The 15,027-nt window shown below is 34.3% G+C and carries 13 protein-coding genes; all 13 read left to right on the forward strand.

The genetic code is table 11. The annotated features are described in order from the left end of the window. Positions 1–139 precede the first annotated feature (139 nt). The 13 genes from SMSK564_RS11540 (at position 140) to SMSK564_RS11595 (ending at position 15,014) form a co-directional block, all read left to right on the forward strand. Positions 140–1,747, forward strand: a complete 1,608-nt coding sequence (locus tag SMSK564_RS11540) for a glycoside hydrolase family 13 protein (protein WP_001156790.1) — start codon at positions 140–142, stop codon at positions 1,745–1,747. Between the two features lie 195 nt (positions 1,748–1,942). After that, a complete protein-coding gene (locus tag SMSK564_RS11545) occupies positions 1,943–3,901 on the forward strand; it encodes a peptide ABC transporter substrate-binding protein (RefSeq protein ID WP_000208590.1) in 1,959 nt (652 codons plus the stop codon). Positions 3,902–4,325: 424 nt separating this feature from the next. Continuing rightward, positions 4,326–5,771 (forward strand): LCP family glycopolymer transferase CpsA, encoded by a 1,446-nt coding sequence (gene cpsA, locus SMSK564_RS11550; protein WP_000091063.1) that lies wholly within the window; start codon positions 4,326–4,328, stop codon positions 5,769–5,771. Position 5,772: 1 nt separating this feature from the next. After that, positions 5,773–6,504 (forward strand): capsular polysaccharide biosynthesis protein Cps4B, encoded by a 732-nt coding sequence (gene cps4B / locus SMSK564_RS11555; RefSeq protein ID WP_000565324.1) that lies wholly within the window; start codon positions 5,773–5,775, stop codon positions 6,502–6,504. Positions 6,505–6,512: 8 nt separating this feature from the next. Then, entirely contained in the window at positions 6,513–7,205 is a 693-nt protein-coding gene (cpsC, locus tag SMSK564_RS11560; RefSeq protein ID WP_000654829.1) for a capsular polysaccharide biosynthesis protein CpsC, read from the forward strand. 10 nt (positions 7,206–7,215) lie between these two features. Continuing rightward, positions 7,216–7,899, forward strand: coding sequence for a tyrosine-protein kinase (locus tag SMSK564_RS11565; RefSeq protein ID WP_001086093.1), 684 nt, complete (start codon positions 7,216–7,218; stop codon positions 7,897–7,899). A 15-nt stretch (positions 7,900–7,914) separates the two neighbouring features. Further along, a complete protein-coding gene (locus SMSK564_RS0103150; RefSeq protein ID WP_000343579.1) occupies positions 7,915–9,282 on the forward strand; it encodes a sugar transferase in 1,368 nt (455 codons plus the stop codon). 3 nt (positions 9,283–9,285) lie between these two features. Further along, entirely contained in the window at positions 9,286–10,029 is a 744-nt protein-coding gene (locus SMSK564_RS11570) for a WecB/TagA/CpsF family glycosyltransferase (RefSeq protein WP_001205623.1), read from the forward strand. Next, on the forward strand, positions 10,026–10,850 hold the full coding sequence (locus tag SMSK564_RS11575) for a LicD family protein (protein WP_001076783.1): 825 nt from the start codon (positions 10,026–10,028) through the stop codon (positions 10,848–10,850). The genes SMSK564_RS11570 and SMSK564_RS11575 overlap by 4 nt, the downstream gene beginning before the upstream one ends. Position 10,851: 1 nt before the next feature. Further along, positions 10,852–11,733: a glycosyltransferase gene (locus tag SMSK564_RS11580; RefSeq protein WP_000458861.1), complete on the forward strand. Its 882-nt coding sequence runs from the start codon at positions 10,852–10,854 to the stop codon at positions 11,731–11,733. Positions 11,734–11,757: 24 nt separating this feature from the next. Beyond that, positions 11,758–12,840: a glycosyltransferase family protein gene (locus SMSK564_RS11585; RefSeq protein WP_025170933.1), complete on the forward strand. Its 1,083-nt coding sequence runs from the start codon at positions 11,758–11,760 to the stop codon at positions 12,838–12,840. 19 nt (positions 12,841–12,859) lie between these two features. Beyond that, positions 12,860–14,104 (forward strand): hypothetical protein, encoded by a 1,245-nt coding sequence (locus SMSK564_RS11590; RefSeq protein ID WP_000828638.1) that lies wholly within the window; start codon positions 12,860–12,862, stop codon positions 14,102–14,104. Positions 14,105–14,111: 7 nt separating this feature from the next. Then, a complete protein-coding gene (locus SMSK564_RS11595) occupies positions 14,112–15,014 on the forward strand; it encodes a glycosyltransferase family 2 protein (protein ID WP_000361938.1) in 903 nt (300 codons plus the stop codon). Positions 15,015–15,027 lie beyond the last annotated feature (13 nt).

Consider the following 15,027-nt stretch of genomic DNA (forward strand, 5'->3'; position numbering starts at 1 on the left):
ACCTCTATTATAATAAAAAATTGGAAGTTAGGAAACTATGGAGTTAAAAAAGGAATCAAAAAGATTAGGCAAACGCTTGCATAAAATTCTAAAAAGGGCTATCATAGACTATAGATTATTAAAATAATGAGGTAAGAAGATGCAAGAAAAATGGTGGCACAATGCCGTTGTCTATCAAGTGTATCCTAAGAGCTTTATGGATAGCAACGGAGATGGAATTGGTGATTTGCCAGGAATTACCAGTAAGTTAGACTATCTAGCCAAGCTGGGGATTACAGCGATTTGGCTTTCTCCCGTTTATGACAGTCCTATGGATGATAATGGCTATGATATTGCTGATTATCAAGCGATTGCAGCTATTTTTGGGACTATGGAGGACATGGATCAACTAATCGCGGAAGCTAAGAAGCGTGATATTCGTATCATCATGGACTTGGTGGTCAATCATACATCCGATGAACATGCTTGGTTTGTCGAGGCCTGTGAAAATCCTGACAGCCCTGAACGTGACTACTATATTTGGCGGGATGAACCCAACGACCTAGATTCTATCTTTAGTGGGTCTGCTTGGGAATATGATGAAAAGTCGGGTCAGTACTATCTCCACTTTTTCAGTAAGAAACAGCCGGATCTCAACTGGGGAAATGAAAAACTTCGTCAGAAAATTTATGAGATGATGAACTTCTGGATTGATAAAGGCATTGGTGGTTTCCGCATGGATGTCATTGACATGATTGGGAAAATTCCTGACGAGAAGGTAGTCAATAATGGTCCCATGCTCCACCCCTATCTCAAGGAGATGAACAGAGCCACCTTTGGAGATCATGAACTCTTGACAGTAGGGGAAACATGGGGAGCAACGCCAGAAATTGCTAAGCTCTACTCGGATCCAAAAGGGCAAGAGTTGTCTATGGTCTTCCAGTTTGAACACATCTGTCTTCAGTATCAGGAAGGGCAACCTAAATGGCATTATCAAAAAGAGCTGAATATCGCTAAGTTAAAAGAAATCTTCAACAAATGGCAGACAGAGTTAGGAGTTGAGGATGGTTGGAATTCCCTCTTCTGGAACAATCATGACCTTCCTCGTATCGTCTCAATCTGGGGAAATGACCAAGAATACCGCGAAAAATCTGCCAAAGCCTTTGCCATCTTGCTTCATCTCATGAGAGGAACTCCTTATATCTACCAAGGTGAGGAGATTGGTATGACCAACTATCCGTTTGAAACGCTGGATCAAGTAGAAGATATTGAATCCCTCAACTATGCGCGTGAGGCTCTTGAAAAAGACGTTCCGATGGAAGAAATCATGGACAGTATCCGTGTCATTGGACGTGATAATGCCCGTACCCCTATGCAATGGGACGAGAGCAAAAATGCTGGTTTCTCAACAGGTCAACCTTGGTTGGCAGTCAATCCAAATTATCAAGGAATCAACGTTCAAGAAGCGCTGGCAAATCCAGATTCTATTTTCTATACCTATCAGAAACTGGTTCAAATCCGTAAGGAGAATAGCTGGCTGATTCGAGCTGACTTTGAACTCTTGGAAACAACTGACAAGGTCTTCGCCTATATCCGTAAAGATGGGGACCGTCATTTCCTAGTTGCGGCTAACTTGTCCAATGAAGAGCAAGACTTGGACGTAGAAGGAAACGTCAAATCTGTTTTGATTGAAAACACCCCGGCTCAAGAAGCCTTTAAAAAACAAGTCTTGACTCCATGGGATGCCTTCTGTGTGGAATTACTATAAATATTTTTTACAGAAAAATTTAAAATTGAAATCGTATAAAAACAAGGGAGGACTGTATGAAAGACAGAAATCCTTTGTTTTTTTATGACTAAGATTTATAAACTTTCATTCTCAAAATTCAATTAACTTTACAAATTTCCACTATTTTGGTAAAATAAACTTATGTTACAAAAACTAACATAAAGGAGAAAGAAGATGACTACAAAAAAGCGTGTCCTTAGTGCAGGCCTGACTTTTGCGGCTGCCTTGCTTTTAGCTGCTTGCGGACAATCTGGTTCAGATACAAAAACTTACTCATCAACCTTTAGTGGAAATCCAACTACATTTAACTATTTATTAGACTACTACGCTGATAATACAGCTATTATTACCAACCTAGTTGATGGTTTGCTTGAAAATGACAACCACGGAAACCTAGTTCCATCTTTGGCAGAAGACTGGTCTGTTTCAAGCGACGGCCTGACTTATACCTATAAATTGAGAAAAGATGCCAAATGGTTCACGGCTGACGGTGAAGAGTACGCCCCAGTCAAGGCACAAGATTTTGTGACAGGGATTAAGTACGCAGTGGACAATAAATCACAGGCCATTGACTTGATTCAAAACTCGATCAAGGGCTTGAATGATTATATTACAGGAGCGGATTCTGACTTTTCTAAGGTTGGGGTGAAGGCCATTGACGACCAGACTGTTGAGTATACTTTGGCACGCCCAGAACCTTACTGGAACTCAAAAACAACAAACAGTATTCTTTTCCCAGTAAACGAAGAGTTTCTAAATTCAAAAGGGAAAGATTTTGGTACCCTATCTCCAGATAGTATTCTTTACAGCGGACCTTATTTGTTAAAAGATTTCACATCAAAATCATCGATTGAGTATGTGAAAAATCCGCATTACTACGATCATGACAAAGTATCAATTGAACATGTGAAATTGGCTTACTTTGATGGCTCAGACCAAGAATTGACCATCCGTAACTTTGAAAGTGGAGCCTATTCGATCGCTGGGGTTTATCCAAATAGTTCTAACTTTGCTAAGACCAAGGAAAAATATAAGGATAATATCGTCTATAGCTTGCAGGACAAGACTTCTTGGTATTTCAATTTTAACGTCAACCGTAAGGCTTATAACCATACGTCTAAAACGACAGATGAGCAGAAGAAGTCAACTGAGACAGCTGTCTTGAACAAAAAATTCCGTCAAGCGGTGAACTTTGCCTTGGATCGCACAGCCTATTCTGCCCAGTCAAATGGGGAAGAAGCGGCAAGCAAGACCCTTCGTAATACTCTAGTGCCTCCTACATTTGTCCAAGTGGGAGACAAGACCTTTGGAGAAGTAGTCGCTTCTGAATTGGTCAACTATGGCACAGAATGGTCAGGTATTAACTTGGCAGATGCTCAGGATGCCTACTTTAACAAAGAAAAAGCCCAAGCAAAATTTGCGGAAGCTAAAAAAGAATTGGCAAGTCAAGGTGTGACCTTCCCTATTCACTTGGATGTGGCGGTTGATCAGACGAATAAAAATGCTGTGACAGGTATGAACTCTGTTAAACAGACTCTTGAATCAGTTTTGGGTGCTGATAATATTGTCATTGATGTTCAGCAACTGTCAACAGATGATTTTAATAACGTAGCCTTCTTAGCACCAACGCCAGCTGATCGAGACTACGATTTGAACTTTGATGGCTGGGTAGGTGATTACCAAGATCCATCAACTTATCTCAATCCTTTCAATGCAGAGGATGGATTCTACCTCAAGATTTTTGGTCTAGATGCCAAGGAAGATAAAGCAAAAATTGCTAGCTTAGGTTTGGATACTTACACTAAAATGCTTAAGGAAGCGGATAGTGAAAACAAAGATGTAGCGAAGCGTTATGAAAAATACGCTGAAGCTCAAGCTTGGATGATCGATAGCTCTCTCATTATGTCAGCTATGTCAAATGGTGGGACAGCTTTTGTAACTAAAGTGACACCATTTACAAGAGGTTATTCATTGGTTGGTATCAAGGGTGATGGAAATAATTATAAGTACATGAAACTGCAAAAAGATACAGTTACGACTAAACAGTATGAAGAAGCCAAGACTAAATGGGAGCAAGAGAGCAAAAAAGCAATTGAAAAAGCTCAAAAAGAAGCAGAAAAGCATGTTAAATAATAACGAGCAGTTCTATTGGATGGTTTTTATAAAGCCATCTTGATAGGGCTGTTTTTTGTATATTGCAGTTCATACTCTTCGAAAATTTTTCCAAAGCGCATCAGCTCTATCTGCAACCTTAAAACAGTGTTTTGAGCAACATGAAGCTAGCTTCCTAGTTTCTTCTTTTATTTTCATTGAGTATCAGACTTTTGTGTGATTATACTTTTTTATTTATAGAAAAGAGTTTAGAAACACTGATATATGATGTTGATATCAAATAATACTACTACAAAAATACTATAGTACTTCTACTTTCGAGTAGGAATTAAAATTTTATGAGACACGAAAAACCTGGATCAAAGATTATCTATAAAAGTGTTAATTGTAGAATTTATATTAAAAAAGTGATATAATAGGACTATTAAATATATAGGTGATAATCATGAGTAGACGTTTTAAAAAATCACGCTCACATAAAACAAAACAGAATATTAACATATTCTTGTTGCTTGTTTATTCATTGCTGAGCGGGTTTTTATTGTTCTTAATCTTTAAGTATAATATGCTTGCTTTTAGAAACTTGAATGTTGTAGTTGCAGTTTTTACCTTTATGGTTGCTATTAGTGCTACACTACTAATAATCTATAGAAAAGCCGAAAAGTTCACGATTTTCTTTTTGACACTAGCTGTTTTAGTGAGTTCGGTTTCTTTGTTTGCTCTGCAACAATTTGTGGGATTCACAAGTCATATTAATGCAACTTCAAATTATTCAGAGTATTCTCTCAGCGTCGTTGTTTTAAAGGATAGTGATATCAATCATGTTACCCAATTATCTAGTGTTATGGGGCCAACAGGTACGGATAATGAGAATATTCAAAAGCTAATCTCTGATATTAAGACGAGTCAAAATAAGGATTTGACGGTTGAAAAAAGTAATTCTTACTTATCAACTTATAAAAGTTTGATTTCTGGAGAGGCCAAAGCCATTGTCTTAAATAGTGTATTTGAGAATATTATTGAGGCAGAGTATCCGGATTATGCTTCTAAAATCAAGAAAATTTACACTAAAAAAATGACTAAAGAGGTTGAGACTCCTAAGGTATCTAAAGATCGCTTTTTCAATATCTATGTCAGTGGGATTGATACTTACGGTGCCATTAGTTCAGTTTCTCGCTCAGATGTCAATATTCTAATGACGGTCAATAGGGATACGAAGAGAATCCTTCTTACAACAACTCCTCGAGATTCATATGTTCCTATTGCTGATGGTGGAAATAATCAAAAGGATAAATTAACTCATGCTGGTATATACGGAGTTGATTCATCCATTCACACCCTAGAGAATCTCTATGGTGTAGATATTAATTATTATGTTCGTTTGAATTTTACCTCATTTTTGAAATTGATTGACCTGTTGGGTGGAGTAGATGTTTATAATGAACAAGAGTTTTCATTACAAAATGGGAAGGTTCATTTCCCCGTTGGGAATGTTCACCTTGATTCCGAACAGGCTCTTGGTTTTGTTCGTGAACGGTACTCATTAGCAGATGGAGATCGTGACCGTGGTCGAAACCAACAAAAGGTTATTGTAGCAATTATTCAGAAGTTGACTTCAACCGAGGCCTTAAAAAACTACAGCAATATCCTTCAAGGATTACAGGATTCCCTTCAAACAAATATGCCGATTGAGACTATGATGGATCTAGTGAATACTCAATTGGAAAGTGGAGGTAATTATAAAGTAAATTCTCAAGATTTAAAAGGGACAGGTCGAATGGATCTTCCTTCCTATGCAATGCCAGACAGTAGTCTCTATATGATGGAAATCGATGACAGTAGTCTAGCTACAGTCAAGGCAGCTATACAGGATGTGATGGAGGGTAGATGAAATGATAGACATCCATTCGCATATCGTTTTTGATGTAGATGATGGGCCAAAGTCGATAGAGGATAGCAAGGCACTTTTAAGAGAAGCTTATAATCAAGGGGTTCGAATGATTGTGTCTACTTCACATCGTCGAAAAGGAATGTTTGAAACTCCAGAAGAAAAAATTGCAACAAATTTTATTAAGGTTCGTGAAATTGCAAAAGAAGTAGCAGATGATTTAGTCATTGCTTATGGCGCAGAGATATACTATACTTCGGATGTTCTAGAAAAGCTAGAAAAAAAAGAAATTCCTACCCTTAATGATAGCCGTTATGCTTTGATTGAGTTTAGCATGCACACTCCCTATCGTGAGATTCATACGGGATTGAGTAATATTTTGATGTTGGGAATCACACCAGTAATTGCTCATATTGAACGTTATGATGCTTTAGAGAATAATGAAAAACGCGTTCGCGAACTGATTGATATGGGTTGCTATACTCAGATAAATAGTTATCATGTTTTAAAACCTAAGCTCTTTGGTGAAAGATATAAATTTATGAAAAAGAGAGCTCGGTATTTTTTGGAACGTGATTTAGTTCATGTAGTTGCAAGTGACATGCATAATTTAGACAGTAGACCTCCATATATGGAACAGGCATACGATATCATTGCTAAGAAATATGGAGCGAAAAAAGCGAAAGAACTTTTTGTAGAAAATCCCAGAAAAATTATAATGGATCAATTAATTTAGGAGAAAATATGAAAGATCAAAACACTTTGGAAATCGATGTATTTCAACTATTTAGAGCTTTATGGAAAAGAAAGTTAGTCATTTTATTAGTGGCAATTATAACTTCTTCAGTTGCTTTTGCCTACAGTACTTTTGTTATCAAACCTGAGTTTACCAGTACGACTCGGATTTATGTAGTTAACCGTAATCAAGGAGAGAAGTCTGGTTTAACCAATCAAGACTTGCAGGCAGGATCATACTTGGTTAAAGACTATCGTGAAATTATCCTATCGCAGGATGTTTTGGAGAAAGTTGTTTCTGATTTGAAACTAGATTTGACGCCAAAAGGTTTGGCTAATAAAATTAAAGTGACAGTACCAGTTGATACCCGTATTGTGTCTATTTCAGTTAATAATCGAGTTCCTGAAGAGGCAAGCCGTATTGCTAACTCTTTGAGAGAAGTAGCTGCTCAAAAAATTATCAGTATTACTCGTGTTTCAGATGTAACAACCCTTGAGGAGGCACGACCAGCGATATCACCGTCTTCGCCAAATATTCGTCGTAATACTGTGATTGGAGCAGGACTTGGAGCAGGCTTAGTGATTGTAGTAGTGCTATTAATTGAACTATTTGATGACCGTGTAAAACGTCCAGAAGATATAGAAGATGTTATGGAGATTCCACTCCTTGGAATTATTCCAAATCTGGATAAAGTAAAGTAAGGGAGAAGAGATGGCAAAGTTAGAACTATCACAACAGAAACTTAACTCTGTAAAAAAAGCAGAAGAGTACTATAATGCTTTACGAACAAATGTACAATTGAGCGGCAATGACTTGAAGGTTATTGTGGTCACCTCAGTTGATTCTAGTGAAGGAAAATCTACAACTTCTACTAATATTGCTTGGGCTTTTGCACGTGCAGGCTATAAGACTCTTTTGATTGATGCAGATATCCGGAACTCAGTTATGTCAGGAGTATTTAAGTCAAGAGAAAGAATTACAGGCTTGACAGACTATCTGGCTGGAACTCAGGATTTGTCAAATGGACTTTGTGAGACAAATGTTGACAATTTATTTGTCATCGAGTCAGGAGTGTCTTCTCCTAATCCAACAGCTCTTCTTCAAAGTGACAACTTTGGAATTGTGATTGAAACCTTACGTAAATATTTCGACTATATTATCGTTGATACGGCACCAATTGGAGTTGTAATTGATGCAGCTATTATTGTGCAAAAATGCGATGCATCCATTTTAGTTGTAGAATCAGGAGCTGCAAAACGAAGAGAAGTACAAAAAGCTAAAAGCCAGTTAGAACAAGCAGGAAAACCATTTTTAGGTGTTGTTCTCAATAAATTTGATGTTCAACGTGAAAAATATGGTTCTTACGGTGGTTATGGTAATTATGGTAAAAAATAACCTGGGGAAGATTTTATGGATGAAAAAGGATTGAAAATTTTTCTGGCAGTATTACAGAGTATTATTGTCATTTTATTGGTTTATTTTCTTAGCTTTGTTAGAGAGACAGAAATTGAACGTTCTTCGATGGTTATACTATACCTTCTCCACTTTTTTGTATTTTATTTTAGTTCCTATGGTAACAATTTTTTTAAAAGAGGGTACCTAGTTGAGTTTAATAGTACTATAAGATATATTTTTTTCTTTGCAATAGCTATAAGTGTATTAAACTTTTTTATAGAGGAACGGTTTAGTATCTCTAGAAGAGGAATGGTATACTTCTTAACTTTAGAAGGAATATCCTTATACTTGTTGAATTTCTTAATAAAGAAATATTGGAAGCATGTGTTTTTTAATCTAAAAAATAGCAAGAAAATTTTACTGTTAACAGTAACGAAAAATATAGAAAAAGTTCTTGATAAATTGCTAGAATCTGATGAACTTTCATGGAAATTGGTAGCAGTAAGTGTTTTGGATAAATCTGACTTTCAACATGATAAAATACCTGTAATTGAAAAGGAAAAAATTATTGAATTTGCAACGCATGAAGTTGTGGATGAGGTGTTTGTCAACCTTCCAGGAGAGAGCTACGATATTGGAGAAATTATCTCTAGGTTTGAGACAATGGGGGTAGATGTAACTGTAAATCTTAATGCATTTGATAAGAATTTGGGTCGCAATAAACAAATTCATGAGATGGTAGGATTGAATGTAGTTACTTTCTCTACAAATTTTTATAAAACTAGTCATGTGATTTCAAAGAGAATTCTCGATATTTGTGGTGCCACTATTGGCCTTATTCTTTTTGGTATAGCTAGTCTAGTTTTAGTTCCATTGATTCGTAAAGATGGCGGACCAGCTATTTTTGCTCAAACTCGTATAGGGAAAAATGGTCGACATTTTACCTTTTATAAATTCCGTTCGATGCGGATCGATGCTGAAGCTATCAAAGAACAGTTGATGGATCAAAATACGATGCAAGGTGGTATGTTTAAGATGGACAATGATCCTCGTGTTACAAAAATTGGTCGCTTTATTCGTAAAACCAGTTTGGATGAATTGCCACAATTTTGGAATGTCTTTATAGGAGATATGAGTTTAGTGGGGACGCGTCCACCGACAGTAGACGAGTATGATCAGTATACTCCAGAACAGAAACGTCGACTCAGCTTTAAACCTGGTATTACAGGTTTATGGCAGGTTAGTGGCCGTAGTAAAATAACCGATTTTGACGATGTTGTAAAATTAGATGTGGCTTATATTGATAATTGGACAATCTGGAAAGATATTGAAATTTTGTTAAAAACTGTTAAAGTTGTATTTATGAGAGATGGAGCAAAGTAAGGAATGAGGGATAGAATCCAAATTTTAGGCGTAACAATTGATCCGCTTACGATGAATGAAACGATAGATATTGTAGAACAAAATGTATTAGAAAAAAGACCACTACACTTGATGGGGGTGAATGCTGATAAAATTAATCAGTGTCATACAGATGAGAAAATCAAAAAAATCGTTAATGAATCAGGAATCATTAATGCGGATGGAGCCTCAGTTGTTCTTGCAAGTAAGTTTTTAGGAACGCCTGTTCCTGAACGAGTAGCGGGTATTGATTTGATGCAATGTCTTTTAGAGTTGTCGAATAAAAAAGGATATTCAGTTTACTTTTTTGGAGCAAAAGAAGAAGTTTTGCAAGATATGCTTAAAGTATTTAAGATAGATTATCCAAATTTGATAGTTATTGGGCACAGGAATGGCTATTTTTCTGAAAATGATGAGAAAGATATTCAAGAAGATATTCGTGAAAAGACCCCTGATTTTGTGTTTGTTGGTATTACGTCTCCTAAAAAAGAATATATTATCCAAAAATTTATGGATAACGGTGTCAATTCGGTGTTTATGGGAGTTGGCGGTAGTTTTGATGTATTGTCTGGACATATTCAACGAGCTCCTCTTTGGATGCAAAAATCAAATCTAGAGTGGTTATTCCGTGTAGCTAATGAGCCTAAACGTCTCTTTAAACGTTATTTTGTAGGGAATATTACATTCATAAGAAAAGTTTTAAAAGCAAAAAGAGGTATTAAATATTGAACCAGACAGAGATGATTCACTTAATTCAAAAAGTTGAATTAGATGCTATAAAAGAGTTTAAAAAAATCTGTGAAGAGAATGGTATAGATTTTTTCCTCCGTGGTGGTAGTGTACTTGGTGCAGTCAAATACGACGGCTTTATTCCATGGGATGATGATATGGATATCGCTGTCCCTCGTGAATCATATGATAAGCTGCCAAGTATTTTTAAAGATAGAATTATCGCAGGCAAATATCAGGTTCTTGCTTATCAATATTGCGACACTTTACATTGCTACTTTCCTCGATTATTCCTTTTAGAAGATGAAAGAATACGTTTGGGTTTGCCCCGAAATACTAATTTAGGATTGCATTTGATTGATATCATTCCTTTGGACGGTGCTCCAAATCATTCGGTTCTAAGAAAGATTTACTTTGGTAAAGTATACTGGTATCGTTTTTTAGCAAGTTTAGGCACAACTTATGTTGGTGACCATGTGGATATGCATTCCGCTAAGCAAAAACTAATTATTGGTTTCTTTAAAAAACTAGGATTTGCAAAACTATTTCCTCAGAATTCTGTATATAGACGTTTGGATAATCTCTATAAAAAGTATGATTGGAAAAAGCAGCAGTATGCTGGGACTATCAATGCTTCTTTATTTGCTAAAGAAGTTATGCCGGTAGGGATTTGGGGAGAAGGAGTAGAGAAGTCTTTTGAGGATACCTCCTTTAAAGTTCCAACGGAGTATGACCGCTACCTTAAAAGACTTTACGGAGAAAACTATCTTCACGAAGAGCCTAGTGATGATGAAAAGAAATCGCATTTAGGAGGACACTAATTTGTTTTGTTATATTATTTTGCATTACAAAGTCTTAGAAGAAACTATTTCTTGTGTTAAATCTATAAAAGAAGGTAATTCTAATGCAAAGCAAATCGTTATTATTGATAATTTCTCTAATAATGGTACTGGTGAAAAACTACAAGAGCTTTATGAATCAGATTCAGAAATTGATGTTTTGATTAACCATGAAAATGCTGGTTTTGCTCGTGGAAATAATGTAGCTTATCAATTTGCTAAGGAAAAGTATAACCCCAATTTCATGGTTATCATGAATAACGATATTGAGATAGAAACAGAAGATTTTGAAAAAATCGTGACAGATATCTATCGTGAGGAAAAATTCCATTTGCTCGGGCCAGATATCTTCTCAACTACTTACCAACTTCACCAAAATCCAAAACGGTTGACACATTATACTTATGAAGAAGTTAAAGCTCTAAATGAAAAATTTAAAAAAGGGAGCCAAGTTAGTATAGCTTTAAAAATCAAATGTTGGTTGAAAGCTAGTAAAGTTCTTCGAACAGCAATCTATCAAAATAGACGTAAAAAAGGCTCAGTGGACTATAGAAAACAGGTAGAAAACCCAATTCTTCATGGTTCCTTTATCGTATATTCGAGAGATTTTATCGAAAAAGAGGAGTATGCTTTTAACCCTAATACCTTCTTTTACTATGAAACAGAGATATTAGATTACGAAGCTGAATTAAAAGGATACAAGAGAATTTATACACCGAAGATTAAAGTATTGCACCATCAAAATGTTGCAACAAACCAGGTTTATACAAACTTAGTAGAAAAAACCTTATTTTCAAACAAATGCAACTTTGAATCCACTAGTTATTTTTTAACTTTAATGGAGAAAAATAAAATTAGTCGGTAATTATTAAAAGTGAATAAAAAAATGATGAAAAAAATTTTATATGTGACAAATGTTGATTGGAATTGGATAAAACAGCGTCCACAATTTATTGCAGAAAGCTTATCTAATTTTTATGAGATACTAGTTCTGTATCGCTATTGGTATAATAGAAAAGGGTTGACTGAGGATAGAAATACTAATATTACAAATATATCACGTATTTATGCCCTACCTTTTGTTAATAGGTCACCTAAACTAAAGCAACTGAATGATAAAATTGTTGCTTGGAATATTCGAAGAAAAGTTAAGGCTTTTAAACCAGAATATGTATATTTGACAAATCCAATGCAGTTTGCCTCTCTTGTAGACAATTCAGAACAAAAAATAATATATGATTGTATGGATTATCATGTGGCTTTTATAGAAGATAGAGAAGAACGCCAGCGATTAAAGGATTTAGAAGAGAAACTGGTCAATAGAGCTAATTTAATCTTGGTTTCGAGTGAGAAATTAAGAGAAAATATTATTTCTGATTATAACTTGGAAGAACAGGTTGATAAAATAGTGGTTGTTAGAAATGGTTATAATGGTAAAATTTTAAGCATTCCTACTCAGCATAAAAAGAATAACCAAAAGCTTGTACTTGCATATGTTGGAACTATCAGTCATTGGTTTGATTTTGATATCATTTTACGAAGTTTAGAAGATTTTGATAATATTGAATATAAGTTGATTGGTCCGATTAGCAAAGCTGTTATTCCTGAACATGATAGAATTCATTATTTAGGAAGTGTACCACACGAGAAGATTTATCAGTATATTGAGAATGCAGATGTTCTTATTATGCCGTTTCAAATTAATGATATTGTTGAAGCAGTGGATCCGGTTAAGTTGTATGAATATATTAACTTTAACAAAAATATACTTACGGTATGTTATAAGGAAATTCTGAGATTTGAACCATTTGTATACATGTATTCAAATTATTCAGATTACCAAATGAATCTGGTGCAATTGATTGAAAATAATAATTTGAAATATGACAGTATAGCTAGAGAAGATTTTTTGAAAAGTAATACTTGGGAAAAAAGAGCGGAGATGATTCATCAGCTGATTAATCAATTGTAGTTTTTTTGTGGAGAGATGAATGAAGAGACAGAAGTTTGAATTTATAGAGATTCTATACTATTTTACAGTGATGCTATCAGTGGGAATGTTTCTTATGTTTTCCCTCAACTTATATTGGCATAGAAACTTATTAACTATTTTATCTATTGCACTCTTATTTTTAATGATTCCTATACTGATTGTTAATGCTAAAAGAATTTCTAAATCTGCTTTTATCTATGGAACTTTTTTATCTATATGTATTATATATGAGATATTAAGAGCTAAAACTCTTTATAATTACAGTGTGAGTAATATTTTTTTGGCATCCCGGCAATATATATGGATTTTTCTATTTTTTGTATTGATTTACCTTTTTAAAAACAAACAAGAAAACATGAGAAAAATTTTAGATAATACACTCAATATTTTTATGTTTTCTCTTGGGATTAGAGCATTCACTTGGTTTTTATATACATTATTTCAAGTTGAACTATTCCCAGCTATTTTAAGAGAATTCGGAGATTTGTGGTATCGAAATGAATTTTCGGTACGAATAGATGGAACGCCATTAATTATAATAGGTTTGCTAATTTCCACTTTTTTCTATTTTAAATTTGGAAATAGGAAATACTTTTATTATTTGTTCTTGATATTAATGTATATAACATTTGTAAATCAGACAAGAATGCTACTGGTTTCTGTTTTGATTTCAATTTTTCTCATGTTTGTATATTCTAGAAGAACTTCTAGATTGCTCACCACTTTAAGTTTTATAACTGTAATTATATTATTCGTTTATGGAGGTGGATTGGATTATATTAAAGCATATTTAAATATCGACACTGGATCATTTGATATGGGGTTAGGATTTAGATACTGGGAGTTGAAATACTATCTTGGTTTATTAGCTAATGATGTATGGAAACTTGGGGTTGGAATTCTAACATCAAGCAACATAAATAGTAATTTTATTTTGGCTGGACCAGGTGCCGTTAAGATGTATCTAGATGATTTAGGTTTTTTAGAGTTATTCGTTCAATTTGGTGTAGCTGCAATTTTTATGTATGGTTATATATTTTATAAGATAATTAATTTAATTCTAAGAATGTCAAATGATGAATATAGAGTTGACCGAGCCTTTTTTATTGCACTCTTAACTAATTTAATAATTACTTCAATTTCTTTAAATATCTTTGGAGCGCAGAGAAGTTTCTCATTGGCAATTGTTCTTGCATTAATATTCTACTATGACTATAGGCTAAAAAATGACATAGAAAATTAGGTGTATAATGGATAAAGTATGTATAGTTATTCTCAATTATAATAATTATGAAGATACGATTGAATGTGTACAAAGTTTGAGAAGTACTATAAATTCAAATGAGTATGACATCGTGATTGTAGATAATAATTCGGTTAATGATAGTGTCAAAGAGTTATCTAGGGCGCTATCCCCTATTAAGATTATTACTAGTTTAGAAAATAGAGGATATGCGAATGGAAACAATATTGGAATAAAGTATGCTGAGGATAATGGATATGATTACATTTGTATATTAAACAACGATACACTAATTGAAGTTGATTTTTTGGAATCGTGTAAACGAGAACTAGAAGATAATTCCTCTGTTGCTTTTGTTAGTCCAGTGTTAGTTGAATATAAAAATAATAACTTGGTACAATCTACAGGTGGTGATATTTTTATTAATAGAGGAATTGTAACTTTAAAAAATCATGGTGCTCAGAGGGACAAACTTTCTTCTAAAATCGAAAGTGACTATATTGGGGGAGCGTGTTTGATGTTCAAAACCTCTATATTGAAAGTTATTGGATATATACCTGAAAGCTATTTTCTATTTTATGAAGAAACTGAATGGTGTTATAGAGCTAAAAAATTAGGCTATAAGAATATATGTCTTACTCAAAGTTATGTTTATCATAAAGGTTCGGTCTCTATAAAATCGGTCAATGGACTTCAAGAATATTTAATGACGAGAAATAGAGTTGTATTTGTTCGTAGAAATGTAAATAGTAAACTAAGGTATACTGTTTTCTTGATCTATTTATTCATGCAACAACTTTATCATTGTTTATCGAGAAGGGATTGTTCTAAAAGAAAGTATAAATATTATTTAGATGGTGTATTTAATAGAATTGATCCATCCTACCCATTTATTTTCATAAACGAATAAGTTACTGCTTATA

It is taken from the genome of Streptococcus mitis SK564 (genome assembly GCF_000148525.1).
GTDB classification, from domain to species: domain Bacteria; phylum Bacillota; class Bacilli; order Lactobacillales; family Streptococcaceae; genus Streptococcus; species Streptococcus mitis_H.